At 69.2% G+C, this 15,687-nt stretch carries 16 protein-coding genes; all 16 read right to left on the reverse strand.

Features of this window, described 5'->3' with window-relative positions:
* Nucleotide 1: 1 nt before the first annotated feature.
* The 16 genes from VFI59_17080 to VFI59_17155 all read right to left on the reverse strand — a co-directional run bounded on the left by VFI59_17080 (nucleotide 2) and on the right by VFI59_17155 (nucleotide 15,671).
* Nucleotides 2–1,297 carry a spermidine/putrescine ABC transporter substrate-binding protein gene (locus VFI59_17080; GenBank protein HET6715412.1) on the reverse strand — a complete coding sequence of 432 codons (1,296 nt, stop codon included), beginning with the start codon at nucleotides 1,295–1,297 and terminating at the stop codon, nucleotides 2–4.
* Nucleotides 1,294–2,382 (reverse strand): ABC transporter ATP-binding protein, encoded by a 1,089-nt coding sequence (locus tag VFI59_17085; GenBank protein HET6715413.1) that lies wholly within the window; start codon nucleotides 2,380–2,382, stop codon nucleotides 1,294–1,296. Before VFI59_17085 ends, VFI59_17080 begins: the two co-directional genes overlap by 4 nt.
* A 215-nt stretch (nucleotides 2,383–2,597) precedes the next feature.
* Nucleotides 2,598–3,767, reverse strand: coding sequence for an MraY family glycosyltransferase (locus tag VFI59_17090; GenBank protein HET6715414.1), 1,170 nt, complete (start codon nucleotides 3,765–3,767; stop codon nucleotides 2,598–2,600).
* A gap of 67 nt (nucleotides 3,768–3,834) precedes the next feature.
* A complete protein-coding gene (gene glyA / locus VFI59_17095; protein HET6715415.1) occupies nucleotides 3,835–5,118 on the reverse strand; it encodes a serine hydroxymethyltransferase in 1,284 nt (427 codons plus the stop codon).
* 2 nt (nucleotides 5,119–5,120) lie between these two features.
* Nucleotides 5,121–5,567 (reverse strand): ribose 5-phosphate isomerase B, encoded by a 447-nt coding sequence (gene rpiB, locus VFI59_17100; protein HET6715416.1) that lies wholly within the window; start codon nucleotides 5,565–5,567, stop codon nucleotides 5,121–5,123.
* Between the two features lie 3 nt (nucleotides 5,568–5,570).
* The gene (locus tag VFI59_17105) at nucleotides 5,571–6,158 is read right to left on the reverse strand and encodes a protein-tyrosine-phosphatase (GenBank protein HET6715417.1); all 588 of its coding nucleotides are present in this window, start codon (nucleotides 6,156–6,158) and stop codon (nucleotides 5,571–5,573) included.
* The gene (locus VFI59_17110; GenBank protein ID HET6715418.1) at nucleotides 6,155–6,793 is read right to left on the reverse strand and encodes an L-threonylcarbamoyladenylate synthase; all 639 of its coding nucleotides are present in this window, start codon (nucleotides 6,791–6,793) and stop codon (nucleotides 6,155–6,157) included. The genes VFI59_17105 and VFI59_17110 overlap by 4 nt, the downstream gene beginning before the upstream one ends.
* On the reverse strand, nucleotides 6,784–7,617 hold the full coding sequence (gene prmC / locus VFI59_17115; protein HET6715419.1) for a peptide chain release factor N(5)-glutamine methyltransferase: 834 nt from the start codon (nucleotides 7,615–7,617) through the stop codon (nucleotides 6,784–6,786). The genes VFI59_17110 and prmC overlap by 10 nt, the downstream gene beginning before the upstream one ends.
* Nucleotides 7,614–8,714, reverse strand: a complete 1,101-nt coding sequence (gene prfA, locus VFI59_17120) for a peptide chain release factor 1 (protein HET6715420.1) — start codon at nucleotides 8,712–8,714, stop codon at nucleotides 7,614–7,616. Before prfA ends, prmC begins: the two co-directional genes overlap by 4 nt.
* A gap of 60 nt (nucleotides 8,715–8,774) precedes the next feature.
* Nucleotides 8,775–9,590, reverse strand: coding sequence for a DivIVA domain-containing protein (locus VFI59_17125; protein ID HET6715421.1), 816 nt, complete (start codon nucleotides 9,588–9,590; stop codon nucleotides 8,775–8,777).
* A 78-nt stretch (nucleotides 9,591–9,668) separates the two neighbouring features.
* Nucleotides 9,669–10,583 carry a DUF1385 domain-containing protein gene (locus VFI59_17130; GenBank protein HET6715422.1) on the reverse strand — a complete coding sequence of 305 codons (915 nt, stop codon included), beginning with the start codon at nucleotides 10,581–10,583 and terminating at the stop codon, nucleotides 9,669–9,671.
* A gap of 6 nt (nucleotides 10,584–10,589) precedes the next feature.
* On the reverse strand, nucleotides 10,590–10,820 hold the full coding sequence (rpmE, locus tag VFI59_17135; GenBank protein HET6715423.1) for a 50S ribosomal protein L31: 231 nt from the start codon (nucleotides 10,818–10,820) through the stop codon (nucleotides 10,590–10,592).
* Between the two features lie 85 nt (nucleotides 10,821–10,905).
* Nucleotides 10,906–12,591 (reverse strand): transcription termination factor Rho, encoded by a 1,686-nt coding sequence (rho, locus tag VFI59_17140; protein ID HET6715424.1) that lies wholly within the window; start codon nucleotides 12,589–12,591, stop codon nucleotides 10,906–10,908.
* A 4-nt stretch (nucleotides 12,592–12,595) separates the two neighbouring features.
* Nucleotides 12,596–13,258, reverse strand: a complete 663-nt coding sequence (gene fsa / locus VFI59_17145) for a fructose-6-phosphate aldolase (protein HET6715425.1) — start codon at nucleotides 13,256–13,258, stop codon at nucleotides 12,596–12,598.
* On the reverse strand, nucleotides 13,255–14,322 hold the full coding sequence (locus tag VFI59_17150) for a hypothetical protein (GenBank protein ID HET6715426.1): 1,068 nt from the start codon (nucleotides 14,320–14,322) through the stop codon (nucleotides 13,255–13,257). The genes fsa and VFI59_17150 overlap by 4 nt, the downstream gene beginning before the upstream one ends.
* Before the next feature lie 8 nt (nucleotides 14,323–14,330).
* Entirely contained in the window at nucleotides 14,331–15,671 is a 1,341-nt protein-coding gene (locus VFI59_17155) for a cyclic 2,3-diphosphoglycerate synthetase (protein ID HET6715427.1), read from the reverse strand.
* Nucleotides 15,672–15,687: the final 16 nt, after the last annotated feature.

Consider the following 15,687-nt stretch of genomic DNA (forward strand, 5'->3'; position numbering starts at 1 on the left):
CTTACGTCTCCGAGATCGGGACGAAGATCGCGTCCCACTCCTCGCGTTCCTCGTCGGTCGTGAGGTTGCGACCGAACGGGGTCTGCGCGAGGAGAGCATCGTCGGGCCACAGGAGCGGGTTCTCCGCCATGTCCGCCAGGTCCGCAGCGTACTCCCCGCTCTCCTCGGTGGCGTGCTGGGCGATCAGGTCCTGCACGGCGGGCACCGGCGACATGTACGCCACCCACTCCGTGATCATCTGCGCGATCTCCGGCAGGTACACGTAATCCATCAGCTGGTACGCGCCCTGGGGGTTGGCTGAGTTCGCCGGGATCATCATGTTGTCGATCCACAGGAGCGCCCCGCCATCGGGAACGACCCACTCGTACGGCTTGTTCTCCCAGATCTTGTAGTAGAGGACGTCGCCCGACCAGGCCATCGAGGCGGCGAGGTTCCCGGCCGTGAAGTCGTCGATGTAGCCCTGGTCGTAGAACTTCCGCAGGGTGCCGGAGTCCTTGAGCATCTGGATCCAGTCCGCGGCCTCTTGCCATTCTGCCGGGCCTGAGCTGGCGGGGTCGATGCCGAGGTTGATCATGACCAGATCGGGCATGTCGCCGGTGATCATGCCGACCGACGACGTCCCAACGATGTCGGGGTTCATCAGATCGTCCATCGTGGTGACCGGCCGGCTCACCTTCTCGGTGAGGTACCCGATGCCGGTGAGGCCCGACTGCCACGCCATCGAGTACTTGTTGCCCGGATCGTAGTCGGGGTCCTTCGCCCACGACGCGGCGTTCGCGTCGAAGTTCGGCCGCATCGACGGATCGAGCTCGGTCACCCAGCCGTTCACGGTCAACGCCGTGAACTCTCGGCCGTTCGTGATCACGATGATGTCGCGTCCCGTGTCCTGCTCTGCCTGCAGCTGCGGCAGGAGCTCACCGAAGAACGACGCGTTGGCCTGGATCTCGTCGTTGTAGTTGACGGCGATGCCCGTCTCTTCGGTGAACGACACCAACGAGGGGTGGATGCGCTCGCCCGTGTCCGGATCCTTGGCAGAGTCGATGTACAGCGGCCAGTTCGCGAAGTTGATCGTGTCGCCGGGGGGCGCCGAGAAGTCGACGGTCGCCCCGCTCGTCTGGCCGCCGCTGCCCGGGGCCGTGTCGCCACCGCATGCCGCCAGGATCGACGCGAGACTCAGGGTACCGACGGTGGCACCGCCGTACTTGATCAGGTCGCGCCGCGAAACGCGACGCTGCGTCATGCCCCGCATCAACGAAGCGGAGAACCCCGGGTCGACGTCCTTGCGGTCGTGAGTCATACCTCGTCCTCCTCCATGATCAGGCCCTCTTGGGGCGCCACGGCGAACGTGTGCTCGGGTTTCCACGACACCGTGACGGCCTCGCCTTGTCGGGGTGCTTCCTCGCGGCCGAGGTTCTGCACGTACGCAGTCATGATGGTGCCGCCGACGGCCTCGACCTTGTACTGGTGGCTGACGCCGATGTAGGTGGTCATCGTCACGTGACCAGTGACGTGGTTGTGCCCCGCGGGAACCGCCACGTCGCTCCCGCGCGAGATCGTGAGCTTCTCCGGACGTACGCCCACCTTCACCGTGCCGGCCACGTCGGACGGCACGCGGGTGGTCGGCAGCTGCACCGTCCCACCGTCGCGCAGCGAGACGGTGGCGACGCCGTTCCCGCCTTCCTTCAACTCACCCTCGAGCATGTTCGAGGCGCCGAGGAACCCGGCGACGAACTCCGTCGCGGGGTTCTCGTAGACGGTCTCGGGGTCGCCGAGCTGCTCGATCCTGCCGAGGCGCATGACGGCGAGGCGGTCGGACATCGTCATCGCCTCTTCCTGGTCGTGCGTCACGTAGATGAACGTGATGCCGACCTCCCGCTGGATGCGCTTGAGCTCGAGCTGCATCTGCTTGCGCAGCTTCATGTCGAGCGCGCCGAGCGGCTCGTCGAGCAGCAGCACCTTGGGGTGGTTCACGAGCGCCCGCGCGAGCGCGACCCGCTGCTGCTGACCGCCCGACATCTGGGGGGGCTTGCGGGTCTCGAACCCGATCAGGTCGACGAGCGTCATCGCCTCCTTGACCCGGGTCTCGATCTCGGCCTTGTCGACCTTCTTGCGCCGCAGACCGAACGCCACGTTCTCCTTCACGTCGAGATGCGGGAACAACGCGTAACTCTGGAACACCGTGTTCACGTCACGCTTATACGGGGGAAGGTCGGTCACGTCGCGCCCGCCGAGGTAGACCGTGCCGTACGTCGGATCCTCGAACCCGCCGATCATGCGCAGCGTGGTGGTCTTGCCGCACCCCGAGGGCCCGAGCATCGAGAAGAACTCGCCCTCCTCGACGTCCAACGAAAGGTCGTCCACCGCGACGGCGTCACCGAACATCTTCGTGACGCGTTCCACGCGAACGTCGATCTCGTTCGGCACGCGCTCCCCCTCCTCGGCCTCCCCCCCGACGCAGCGCGTCGAGGCGGCGGGCATCATCACCTGTCAGTACGTAGCCAGGAACCCGCGGGTTCGGAGATGCATCATCGACCACTTGTACGGAACGGACAAGTGGGGAGGACCCGGCTCGTCAACCTGGCCGCGCGGCCCACCCCTCACGCCTGACCCTCGGCCGACGGCTCCGACCCGGTCGGCGTGGGGTCCCGGCCCTCGGCAGCATCGGCGGACCCTTCGCCCCTGCTCCTCCAGCGATCGAGGGCGGGGAGCGCCGTGACGAGGAACAGTCCGAGAGCCGCCAGCAACACCAGGCCTACGGTCGTGCGCCCGTCGATCAACCCCACCGCGAGCGCGCTCGCGCTGATCAGCGAACTCCACAGGTACATCAGCAGCACGGCCCGCCGGTGGCTGTGGCCGATGTCCATGAGCCGGTGGTGGATGTGCTCCTTGTCGGCATGGCCGATGCCCTGCCCGCGCCACGTGCGGCGGGCGATCGCGAGCACCACGTCGAGCAGCGGGATGAACAGCACGAGCAGCGGCACGAGCACCGCGCCGGTGATCGCGGCGATGTCGCCGGCGCTCGGTGGGAACGGGTTGCGGCCGATGCCGCTGATCGTCGCGATCGACAACAGCATGCCGAGCAGCAGCGAGCCGGAGTCCCCCATGAAGATCTTGGCCGGGTAGAAGTTCCATGGCAGGAACCCGAGGCAGATCCCGACCGTGATCGCCGAGAGCATCGCGGCCGCCGAGGCGTCGCCGAACATGTTCTCCGTGCGGATCACGTAGACGAAGAAGGCCGCGGCCGCGATCGCGATCATGCCGGCGGCGAGCCCGTCGAGGCCGTCGACGAGGTTGACCGCGTTCGCGACGGCCACGACCCACAGAATCGTGAGGGGAACCCCGAGGTCGGGGTCGAGCACGACCACGCCGAGCCCGGGGATCCAGAAGAACGCGAGCGCGGCACCCATCAGCACGAGCACGCCCGCGATGAAGACCTGCGCCGTGAACTTCGCGAGCGCGCTCGTGCCCCGCCGATCATCGATTAAACCGAGCCCGACCATCAGCGTGCACGTCGCGATCGCCGCCAAGGGGATCGGGCTGCCTCGTCGCACCTCGGCGAAGAACGGCAGCACCAACGCGATGCCCATGGCCACCAGGAAGCCCCCGTACATCGCGAGCCCCCCCATCGTGGGGGTGGGCACCGCGTGTACCGTGCGGTCGTTCGGCTCGGAGATCGCGCCCATGCGCACGGCCATGCGCCGAACGACGGGCGTGGCCACGAACGTCGTCCCCGCGGCCGCGAGGAAGATGATCAGGTAGGCGCTCACGCTGGGGCCAGTCTGAGGGCCCGGTCGCACGCCCGGCAACCGGCCCCGTCGAGGCCACGCGACACCGCTACGGGTAAACGGGGAAGCGCTGCATCAGGTCCCGTACACGCCCGCGGGCCTTCTCCTTGAGGCCCGCGTCGTCGGGGGCGTTCAGCACGTCGGCCATGATGCTGGCGATCTCGCGCATCTCCGGCTCGTCCATGCCGAGGGTCGACGGGCCCGGCGTGCCCACCCGGACCCCCGAAGGCGTCGAGGGGGGGTTCGGGTCGAACGGGATCTGGTTCTTATTGAGGGCGATGCCGACCTCGTCGCAGGCCGTCTCGGCGACCTTCCCGTCGATGCCGAGCGGGCGCAGGTCGGCGAGGAGAAGGTGCGAGTCGGTGCCGCCGGAGACGATGCGCAGACCCTCGTCGGTCAGCCCCGCGGCGAGCGCCCGCGCATCCCGCACGGTGCGTTCCGCGTACTCGCGGAACGCAGGCGTGGACGCTTCCTTGAGGGCCACGGCCTTTCCCGCGATGCAGTGCTCGAGCGGCCCGCCCTGCATCATCGGGAACACCGCCTTGTCGATCGCCTTGGCGTGCTCCTCCTTGGTCAGGATCATCGCGCCCCGCGGCCCGCGCAGCGCCTTGTGCGTGGTGAACGTCACGACGTCGGCGTGCGGCACCGGCGACGGGTAGGCACCGCCGGCGACGAGGCCGATGAAGTGGCTCGCGTCGACCCACAACAGGGCGCCGACCTCATCGGCGATCGATCTGAACGCCGCGAAGTCGATCTCGCGAGGGTACGCGGTGAATCCGGCGAGCACGATCTTCGGGCGGTGCTCCTTCGCGAGGTCGCGGATCCGATCCATGTCGAGCTGCTCGGTCTCGCGATCGACCTCGTAGCCGACGAAGTTGAACCACATGCCACTCACGTTCACGGGTGATCCGTGGGTGAGGTGACCGCCGTGCGCGAGCACCAGGCCGAGCACCTTCTCGCTCGGATCGTTCGGCGTGAGGAACGCACCGAAGACCGCCATGTTGGCCTGCGCGCCCGCATGAGGCTGCACGTTCGCGTGATCGGCGCCGAACAGCTCCTTCGCCCGGTCGATCGCGAGCTGCTCGGTCACGTCGACGAACTCGCAGCCCCCGTAGTAGCGGCGACCCGGGTACCCCTCGGCGTACTTGTTGTTCATCGTCGAGCCGATCGCCGCGAGCACGGCCGGGCTCGCGTAGTTCTCCGACGCGATCAGCCGCAGTTCCGTCCGCTCGCGCTCGAGCTCGCCCGCGATCGCCGCGGCGACCTCGGGGTCGGTGGCCTTCAGCGCCTCCCAGTCGGCCGCGTACTCCCGCCCCTTCGCTCCTTGGCTCATGGCTACAGCTCCCCTCGCTCGATCGATGCGATCTGCTCCAGGCGCAGCACGTGCCGGCCGCCCTCGAACCCGGTCGCGAGCCACACCCGCACGATCTCGCGCGCGTAGGCCGGTGCGACCACCCGTCCACCCATGCTCAGCACGTTGGCGTCGTTGTGCCTGCGTGACAACTCCGCGAGGAACAGGTCGTGACACAACGCGGCACGCACGCCGTGCACCTTGTTCGCGGCGATCTGCTCCCCCTGACCCGACCCGCCCATCACGATGCCCCGCTCGCATTCCCCGTTCCCGACGGCATGGGCGGCGGCGGCGATGAAGGCGGGGTAGTCGACCGGCTTCTCCGAGTCGGTGCCGTGATCCACGACCTCGTGCCCCTCGCCGACGAGGAACGACTTGATGTCCTCCTTGAGGAGGAAGCCTGCGTGATCGCTGCCCATCGCGATGCGCATCGCTCAGCCCTCGCTGGCCGCCGGCACCGTCGCCGCGCCGTAGAGGCCGTCGACCAGCCTCCCGATCCACTCGTCGAGCTCCCACGCGATCGCCCGGTAGCTCTGAAGCGGGAGTCCCAAGGGGTCGGCCACGTCCTCGTCGAACGGGTTCCCCGTGAACCCCGCCCGCCTGGCCTCGGCCGCCAGGGAGACGCGACCGACCAGGGCGTCTGGACCCGCGTCCGGGGGCACCGGAGGCAGCGACTCGAGCAAGCGGACGAGCTCCTTGAGCGTGAACGCGCGGTCCCCCGCGGCATGCTCGTCGGTGAGCGCGACGCGATGCTCGCCCGCCATCGCGATCACGAGATCGGCGTCGGTGATCGCAACCGATGCGAGACGGCGGGCCCGGTGTCCGGCGATGTCGGTGCCCCGCTCTGACGCCGCGGTCACGGCCTCGGCGGTGGCCGCCGACCCCTCGACCCCCCACGTGCCGGCCGATGCCACGGTCGGCGCCTCGGCGCCGAACCGCGCGACCAGGGCATCACGCAACAGTCCCTCCGCGATGGGGGAACGGCAGATGTTGCCCGTACAGACGACCAGGATCGAGGTCATGGAGAGGGGCGCGAGTCTAGCAGCGCGTCCCCGACGGGCAGAAATCGCGCGATGTCGTCGGCGCTCAAGTCGCCTCGGCGGAGCAGGCGAGGGACGCCGTGCGCCAGGTCCACCACGGTGGACGATGTGCCCTCCAGTGGGCGTTCCTCGCAGAGGTAGACATCGACGAGGTCGCCGAACACCGACCGCAGCGCGTCACAGGTGGTGGCTGGCGGCTGACCGGATCGGTTCGCGCTCGTCACCGCGAGCGGGCCGGCCGCGGAGAGCACCGCTCGGGCGAGCGGGTGCGCCGGCATCCGGACGCCGACGCTCGACCCGTCACCGCCGAGGTCCCACGGCGCGCTCACCCTCGAACGCGGCAGCACGATCGTCAGCGCCCCTGGCCAGAAGGTCTCCACCAGGGCCTCGGCCCGAGCGTCCAGCTCGGCCACCGTCCGCGCCGCGGCGGCGGATGGGACGAGCACCGGCAGGGTGAGGTCACGGACCCTTCCCTTGGCCGCGAAGAGTCGCGCGGTCGCCTCGGGATCGTCCGGGCGGGTGGCGACGCCGTAGACCGTGTCGGTGGGGAACACCACCAGGAGGCCGGCCAACGCCGCCTCGACGGCCTCGGCGACCGGGTCGGGCGTCACGGCCACGTCGCGACGATCACCCGGTCGCGCCCCGCCAGGTCGGGAAGGACGACGACGTCGGCCGCCCCCGCTTCACGGGCCTTCTCGCCGACCGCGGCCGCCTGCCGCTCCCCGATCTCGACCACGACCACGCCGCCCTCGCGCAGACGGGTCGACGCCTGCTCGAACAGCGTCGCGTACACCTCGACCCCGCCCACCAGCGCCTCCACGGGATCCGCTCGCACCTCCGCCGGCAGCGCGGCGTATTCGCCCTCCTCGACGTAGGGCGGATTGCTGACCACGAGGTCGATCGGGACGGTCGAGGAAGGGTCGAGGGCCGTGAGGAGGTCGCTCGCGCGAACCTCGATCTCCAGCCCGGTTCGAGCGGCGTTCTCCTCGGTCAACGCGAGAGCCTCGGGCGATCGATCGACGGCGATCACGCGCGCGTCCGGGCGCTCCCGCTTCAGCGAGAGAGCGATCGCCCCGGCCCCCGTGCCGACGTCGACGACCAGCGGGCCGGGCGTCACCGGCAGAGCCTCGACCGCGGCATCGACGACGATCTCGGTCTCCGGCCGCGGGACGAACACGCCGGGGCGCACGGTCAGGACCAGGTGTCGGAAGCCGGTTTCCCCCGTGAGGTGTTGGGTCGGCACGCCCGTGCACCGCCGGCACAGCGCCCGGCCGTAGGACCTCGCCTCCGCGTTCCGCAACGGTTCCTCGCGTGCGTAGACCCCGGAGCGATCGGTGCCGAGCACGCCGGCGAGCAGCTGCTCGGCCGTGGACAGCGACGCGTCGACGTCGTGACGCTCCAGGTAATCGGCTCCTCGCCGAACCGCCTCCGAGGGCCTCACGCCGGCTCCTCCTCGCCTCCCTCGGCCAGCTGCTGGGAGCGCTCGACCGCGTTGAGGCGATCGATGAAGTCGTCGAGCTCCTCGCCGCCGGCGAGCACGTCGGCGAGCTGGTGCGAGGTGTGCTTGATGCGGTGATCGGTCACCCTGCCGTCGGGGAAGTTGTAGGTGCGAATCTTCTCGGCGCGATCACCCGAGCCGAGCTGCGACCGGCGGGCAGCCGCCTCCTTGGCCGCGGCTTCCTCCTGCGCCCGCTGCAGCAGTCGGGCACGAAGGTAGCGCATCGCCTTCTCACGGTTCTGCAGCTGCGACCGCTCCTCCTGACACTCGATCTTGATGCCGGTCGGCACGTGCACGATGCGCACCGCGGAATCGGTGGTATTGACCGACTGCCCGCCCGGTCCACTCGACCGGTACACGTCGATCAGCAGATCCTCGGGGCGGATCTCCACCTCGACCTCCTCCGCCTCGGGGAGCACGGCGATCGTGGCGGTCGACGTGTGGATGCGCCCCGACGATTCGGTCACCGGCACGCGTTGCACGCGATGCACGCCCGACTCGTGCTTGAGCCGGCCGTACGCATCGCGACCGCGTACCTCGAGCACGGCGTCCTTGAAGCCGCCGAGGTCGCTGGGTGAGCTCGAGAGGGTGTCGGTCTTCCAGCGATGGCGCTCCGCGAGCCGGTGGTACATCTCGTAGAGCTCGCCGGCCCACAGCGCCGCTTCCTGACCGCCGGCCCCTGCCCTGATCTCGACGATCACGTCCTTGCCGTCGTTCGGATCCTTGGGAACGAGGAGGGTTCCGAGCCGCGAGCGGAGTTGTTGCGCGCGCTCCTCAGCCTGCGCGGCCTCGTCCTCGAGGAACGCGACCATCTCCGGTTCACTCTCGTGCGCGGCCAGCTCACGGGCGTCGGTGGCTTGCTGCACCGCCTCACGGTACGCGCGGTAGGGCACCACGATCTCCTGGAGTTCGGCGAACGCCTTCCCGAGCGAACGGAATCGGTCGGGATCGGTGGCCACGCCGGGCTCGGCCATCTCGGCGGAGACCCGGTCGTGCCGGGCCTGGATCTCCTCGAGGCGTGTGTCGAGATTGTCGCTCACGTCCTCGATCATCCCAGGGGGCGTGCCGATCGCCCGAACGAGCCGGGCGATCGTCGACGGCTAGCGTCCGCCGCCCGGCTCGTCGTCGAGATCGAGATCGAGGTCGCTCAGGTCGGGGAGGTCCGGGAACTCAGCCTCGTCGGACGCCGGTTCGTCGAACAACCGGGCGAGCCCCGAGTCGGGGTGGGGCGGCGGCGACTCGGTCGCGACCCAGAGCTCCTCGATCGGCAGCGACGTGGTCTCGTCCCGGGGTCCGGGCGTCGGGGGCGGCGCTCCTGGATCCGCCGGTGGTTCGGCCGGCTCGGTCACCGGCGTGTCCATCCCTTCACCCGGGGAGACGAGTGGTTCCGGAGGCGGCGTGGACGACGGCTGGATCGCGACCTCGAGATCGTCGGCGACCGAGAGCAGGCGCGACTGCATCTCGTGGAGCTGGCGCAGCATGGCCTCCCGCCGCTCAGACAAGTTCGCGAGCATGCGGTCGGATTCCTGCTGGGCGGCGACCACCGACTGCGAGCTGCGGATGCGGACCTCCTCGGCTCGCGCCTGGGCCTCGGCCTTGATGCGGGCCGCCTCGTCTCGTGCCTGCTCGACGATCTGCTCCGCCTCGGTGTCGGCCGAGGCCAGCACGCCCGCGAAGCGCTTCGACAGGCGCTCGTAGGCGACGTCGGCGGGCTCGGGGGGCGCGGTCTCGAGCTCGGCGATGCGACCACGGGCGTCGGCGAGCGTACGCTCGAGCCCCTCGACGTGGGCGGCGAGAGCCACGAGGTACGCGCGGACCTGGTTCGGGTCGTATCCGCGACGGACCGTCGCGAACTCCCACTGCCTGATCTGCTCGCCGCTCGCCACGAGCGGGAGTCCCGTCTCACCCGTGGACACCGCGGATCACACCCCCTGCCGGATGGCCACTCGGGCCACCTCGTGCATCTTGCGGAAACGAGACCGGCGATGCAATCGTCATCCCGCTGCGTCGGCCGCCTCGTCCTCGCGACGCAACACCTCGCCGAACGAGGCGATCGCCACCTCGATCTGCGAGTCGTCGGGTTCCTGCGTCGTGATCTTCTGCAGCCAGATCCCCGGCGCCATCAGCGCTCGCATCACGAGCGACCCGTGGAACCGTGCGCCCAACCGCAGCGCCTCGTAGGCCACGCCGGCGATGATCGGGATCGCCACGATCCTCGAGACGATGCGCCACACGAGGCCGGGCGTGCCGAACAACGTGAAGACGAAGATCGTGATGATCATCACGATGATCAGGAAGTTCGTGCCGCAGCGCACGTGCTCCTTCGGGTATCGATCCACCTTCCCGGGCACGAGCTCGTCGTCGTGCTCGTACGCCGCGATCGTCTTGTGCTCGGCGCCGTGATACTCGAAGACCCGGTGGATGTCCTTCGTGCGACCGATCAGCCAGAGGTAGCCGACGAAGAGCAGCACGCGGAACACGCCCTCGGCGATGAGCAACGGGACACCGCCACCCAGTCTGGTCTCGACCCACGTGAACAGGGTGGTCGGACCGAGGATGAACACGCCGATGAACAGCACCATCGCGATCGCGAGTGAGACGCCGATCTGCCTCGAAGTCAGCTGCTCGTCGTCGTCGACCGACTGGTTCGCGGCGACCATCAGCGCCCGCATGCCGATCGCGAGCGACTGTCCGAGCACGATCACGCCCCGGAGCAACGGCTTGCGCAGGACCGGGTGCCGGTCGGCCACCGAGCGGATGTCGTGCGACTCCAGGTGGATGTCGCCGGCGGGCCGGCGCACCGCGACCGCCCAATGGCGCGCGCCTCGCATCATGACTCCCTCGACGACGGCCTGGCCGCCGTAGAGGTGCGGTGCGGGCGACGGCGAGGCCGCCGGATCGTCTGCCACTCGCGACTAGCTCTTCTGCGCTGCCTGCTGCGCAGCCTGCGTCTTCGCGTAGCGCCGCTGGAACCGCTCGACCCGTCCGCCGGTGTCGACGAGCTTCTGCTTCCCCGTGTAGAAGGGGTGGCAGTTCGAACAGATCTCGGCGCGGATCTCACCCACGGTCGAGCGGGTCTGGAACGTGTTCCCGCACGAGCAGTGGACGTTCGCGATCTGGTAGTCGGGGTGGATGCCCTGCTTCATCTGTATGCGTCTCCTTCGCTGACCGCTCGAGGGTACCTCGCACCGGTTCCAACGCCCGGCTATTCCCTGCGCGACCGGGACGATCTCAGCTCCCGCTCTTGGCGATCTCCTTCAGGAACTGCTCGTTCGACTTCGTCGCACGGATCTTGTCGGTGAGCAGCTCGAGCGCTGCACCCGGGTCGAGCGCGTGCAGCACGCGACGCAACTTGATCACGAGCGCGAGCTCCTCGGGTGGAAGAAGCAGCTCCTCCTTCCGGGTGCTCGAGGCGTCGACGTTGATCGCAGGGAAGATGCGCTTCTCCGCGAGCTGACGGTCGAGGCGGAGCTCCATGTTCCCGGTGCCCTTGAACTCCTCGAAGATGCCGTCGTCCATGCGCGACCCGGTCTCGACGAGCGCGCTCGCGATGATCGTGATCGATCCGCCCTCCTCGATGTTGCGCGCGGCTCCGAAGAAGCGGCGGGGCGGGTAGAGGGCCGAGGCGTCGATGCCGCCGGAAAGGATCTTGCCGCTCGCCGGCATGCCGAGGTTGTAGGCACGGGCGAGTCGCGTGAGGTTGTCGAGCATGATCACGACGTCCTGCTTCGACTCCGCGAGGCGCTTGGCGCGCTCGAGCACCAGCTCGGTGATCTGGATGTGCTGGTCGGTCGGCTTGTCGAACGTCGAGAACACGACCTCGGCGGCCGTCACCGTGCGCTGCCAGTCGGTGACCTCCTCCGGTCGCTCGTCGACCAGCAGCACGATCAGATGCACCTCGGGGTTCGAGTTGAGGATGCCGTTCGCGATCTGCTTCAAGATCGTGGTCTTGCCGGCCTTGGGCGGCGACACCACCATGCCGCGCTGGCCCTTGCCGATCGGCGCGATCATGTCGATGATCCGCTCGGTCACGGCGGTCGGACCCGACTCGAGCCGGAACCGCTCGTCGGGGAAGAGCGGGGTGAGCTTGTCGAAGTTCGGCCGTTGCTTCGACTGTTCGGGATCGACCCCGTTCACGGTCTCGACGTCGAGCAGCGCGAGGTACTTCTCGTTGTCGCGCGGCCGGCGGACCTTGCCCGCGACCACGTCGCCCTTGCGCAACGATGCCTTGCGCACCTGCGAGACCGAGACGTAGATGTCCTCGGACCCGGGTGCGTAGCCCGACGTGCGAAGGAACCCGTACCCGTCGGGCAGCAGGTCGAGGATGCCCGTCTGCGTCGGGGCGTTCTTCATCTCCTCGGCGCGCTCCTGCTCCTCTCGAAGCCGGCGCTCCTCCCGCATGCGACGACGGTCCTCGCGGGACGGACGCTGCCGGCGATTCCGCTCCTGGCTGCCGCCCTGGTTCTGGTTGCGGTCACCGCCCTGGTTCTGGCTACGGTCCTGGTTCTGGTTTCGGTCCTGGTTCTGGCTTCGGTCCTGGTTCCGGCCACGGTCGCCATCGCCGCTCCGATCGTGGCCGCGGCCGCGGTCCTCGTCGCGATCACCGTCCTCGTCGCCCGAGCGGTCACGGCCGGCGTCGGCGACCCCGCGTTCGGCTCCCCCGGCCTCAGCGCCTTCTGCCGTGTCGGTCGCCGAGGCCAGCTCGTCGGCCGCGGTGCGCTCCGCGACGGCCACCGCCCCCTGCGCTGGGCTCGCGGCGCCCTCACCGGCCCCGTTGCCGCCCTGGGCGACGATCGCGTCGATCAGGCCGGCCTTCCGCAGGCGCTGGGTGCCCTCGATGCCCATCTCCTGGGCGATGCGCTGCAGCTCCGGGATGAGCTTCTGTTCGAGAGCGCTTCGGTCGGTCGTGGTGTCCATGAGGCTATGCCTCTCCCTTCAGGTCGTTCTGGAGCGTCTGCCAGTCGGCCAGGAACTTCTCCAGGCCGAGGTCGGTGAGCGGGTGCTTCACGAGCTTCGCGAAGACGTCGAACGGCATCGTGGCGATGTCGGCGCCCGCCAGGGCCGACTCCACGACGTGCATCGGGTGTCGCAGCGAGGCGGCGAGCACGTTCGTCTCGTAGCCCTGCACCTCGTAGATCTCGGTGATCGCGCGCAGCACGCCCATGCCGTCGCTCGCCACGTCGTCGAGGCGGCCGAGGAACGGCGACACGATGTACGCCCCGATCTCGGCGGCGAGGATCGCCTGGGCGGGCGAGAACACGAGCGTCACGTTGACCTTGATGGCGTCGCTCACGAGCCGCTTGCCGGCTGCCAGCCCCTCGGCCGACATCGGGACCTTGACGACGGCGTTGGGCGCCTTCTGGGCGAGCACGAGCCCTTCCTCGTACATCGCGTCGGCCTCGGTCGCCGTGGTCTCCAGCGAGATGTCGCCGGGGACGGTCTCGAGGATCTCCTTCCAGACGATGTCGGGATCCTGGCCCTCACGGGCCACGAGCGATGGGTTCGTCGTGACGCCCGACAGCACGCCCCACCGGTTGATCTCGCGGATCTCCTCGATGTCAGCGGTGTCGAGGAACAACTTCATGCGGTCTGTCCTCCTGCGACTGGGTGTTCTGCGACTGGGTGTTCTGCGACTGGGTGTTCGGCGACCGGCTGATCGTCCGCCGGGTGTTCGGCACCGTCGTCGACGGTGATCGGCAGGTCGGCGGTCGTGTCCGCGACGTCACGGATCTCGGACGCTCGCTGTGTGGTGTGCTCCATCACCAGGTCCATCACGGCGGCGATCGCCTGGTCGAAGCTGTAGTTCGGCAACACCGGCACGCCGTGCGACAGGGCCTGGCTCTTCACGTACCGCTGCAGTCGGCGGATGTTCTCGAACCCGGCCGCATACCGCTCGGCGGGCCGCGAGGCCACGGCACCCTCGCGGGTGGCGAAGTGCGAGAGGTGACGCCCCTCGTCCTCGACGCCGAGGACGAACGGCACCGCCAGGATCCGGTCGCGATGCGATTCGAGGTCGAGGAACCCCGGCACGATGTGGGCGCCCTCGATCACGATGCTCGTGCCTTCGAGGGCCGCCCGCTCGATCAGGGCGTTGATGCCCACCGCCACCGCCGCCGTCTGCTCCCGGAACCCCAGCAGCAGCGCGTCGGACGACGTGCCCGGCGGCTCGCGGAGCGCCTGATCCGCGTGGAAGGACGACGTGTGCAACGTCGGCATCAGTTCCGAGGAGAGCATCGAGCGCATCACCTCGCGGATCGCATCGGTCGCAACCACGCGCACGATGCCCAGTCGAGCGGCCAGCTGCGTCGCGATCGTCGACTTACCGACGCCGGTCGTGCCGCCGATCAGGATCACGAGTGGCACGTCGAGTCGCTCGACCTCTCGCCAGCGGATGAAGTTCTTCGCGTATCGCTCTCCCGCGATCTCGCCGATCACGGCGAGCGCGAGATCTGACAGCTCGTCGGAGGTCACCGACGCGAGCCCTTGATCCCGCAGCCGATCCTCGATCGCCTCGGCCACCTGGTACGCGCGGTAAGGCGACAACCCCGTGACCATGACTTGCGAAGCCATCAGGCCCTTGGAGAAAGGCAGGCCGGGCTCACGATCGGTGATGACGATGTGCGGCGTCTTGGGCTCTCTCGGTTCCATCGGTTGGCTCAACGTTTCCCCCGATGACTGCCTCGCTCTCGGGCGAGGTCGATCACCTCACCCAGGGCGGTGTCGAGGTCGGTCGACCCCTCCACGACCACGGCACGGTTGTCCACGAACACGACCTCCGCCCCCCGGGCGAGGGCCCGCTCGACGCCGATGTCGACGGCGGCGGCCTTCAGCTCCGTGAGGAGGACGTCGTACCCTTGGGCTGCGTCGAGGTCCTCCGCGAGGCCGGCCCGATCGGCCAACCGTGCGCTCCACCCCACCACCTCGCATCCGGATGCCTCCCGCAGGTGCTCGACCTGTCGGGCGGCGATACCGCCGGGGGCGGTGGTAGCGAAGAACACCCGCGCATCCTGTACTTCGGCCAACGGAACCGGGACGAAGTCGGTGATCAACAACTGCGACTCATCGAGGAACCGGAGGACGTGGGATCGCAGCGCGGAGAGATTCTCGGGCCCGGCGAGCGGGCCAGCAGCCATGGTAACAACGACCAGGTCGGATCGCAACAGCCGGTACGGGCCGAGGTAACCGCCCAGGTACTCTGCCGGGGCGCCCGCCGGCACCACGAGCACGCCGGCGTCCCACGGGACGGGGGGCACGGCCGCCCCGCTCCCCTCGAGCACGATCACTCCGGGACGGCGCGCGACCGCGAGCTCCGCGGCCGCTCGCAGGTTGGAGGCGTACGGCGCCCCGGCGAGGCCACCGCCCGCCCGGCGGGTCCCGATCGTGGTGACGCCGGTCGTGAGCGCGTCTTCCAGATAATCAGAGGCCGCATGCTGGCCCGATCGCACGAGCTCGATCAGACGATCGAGATGCACGCTCCCGGCCTCGGCCACCTGGGGCTCCGCCGGCCCACCCCGGCCCATCGCCACGACGACCGGATCGTCGCCCCGCCTGGCCGCCAGCCGAGCAACCTCGCCACTGATCGCGGTCTTCCCCGTGCGCTTACCGGTGCCGATCACCGCGAGGGTGGGTGCGTCGAGCGGGGGTCCGTCCTGCGGCGGTCTGAGCTCGAAGTCCGCGCCCGTGTACCGCACCCCACGCGTCAACGCCACGGCGGCAAGCTCCATGCGTTCCCGGTATCCGAGGACCGGCTCGTCGGAAAGGTCGAGCACGACCTCGGGCCGCCAGGCATCGATCGCGTCCGCAAGCGCCGCCATGCGATCGTCCCCGGCCGCCCTGGTGGGAACACCCACATCGGGCAGCGATCGCGGATCGATCTTCTCGATGCCCCCCACGAAGACCGCCCCCACGACCTCGTGGCCCCGCTCGGTCGCGGTCTCGATGCCCCATCGCGTGACGGGGGGATAGTGCTCGCCGTCCACGAGCACGACGGTTCGCATCGGTGGGATCGCCTCC

The organism is Actinomycetota bacterium (genome assembly GCA_035697485.1).
GTDB lineage: Bacteria > Actinomycetota > UBA4738 > UBA4738 > HRBIN12 > JAOUEA01.

Coding starts and splice junctions, on each gene's coding strand:
- VFI59_17080 (HET6715412.1), bottom strand. CDS start 1,297: ATGACTCACGACCGCAAGGACGTCGACCCGGGGTTCTCCGCTTCGTTG.
- VFI59_17085 (HET6715413.1), bottom strand. CDS start 2,382: ATGTTCGGTGACGCCGTCGCGGTGGACGACCTTTCGTTGGACGTCGAG.
- glyA (HET6715415.1), bottom strand. CDS start 5,118: ATGAGCCAAGGAGCGAAGGGGCGGGAGTACGCGGCCGACTGGGAGGCG.
- rpiB (HET6715416.1), bottom strand. CDS start 5,567: ATGCGCATCGCGATGGGCAGCGATCACGCAGGCTTCCTCCTCAAGGAG.
- VFI59_17105 (HET6715417.1), bottom strand. CDS start 6,158: ATGACCTCGATCCTGGTCGTCTGTACGGGCAACATCTGCCGTTCCCCC.
- rpmE (HET6715423.1), bottom strand. CDS start 10,820: ATGAAGCAGGGCATCCACCCCGACTACCAGATCGCGAACGTCCACTGC.
- rho (HET6715424.1), bottom strand. CDS start 12,591: ATGGACACCACGACCGACCGAAGCGCTCTCGAACAGAAGCTCATCCCG.
- fsa (HET6715425.1), bottom strand. CDS start 13,258: ATGAAGTTGTTCCTCGACACCGCTGACATCGAGGAGATCCGCGAGATC.
- VFI59_17150 (HET6715426.1), bottom strand. CDS start 14,322: ATGGAACCGAGAGAGCCCAAGACGCCGCACATCGTCATCACCGATCGT.
- VFI59_17155 (HET6715427.1), bottom strand. CDS start 15,671: ATGCGAACCGTCGTGCTCGTGGACGGCGAGCACTATCCCCCCGTCACG.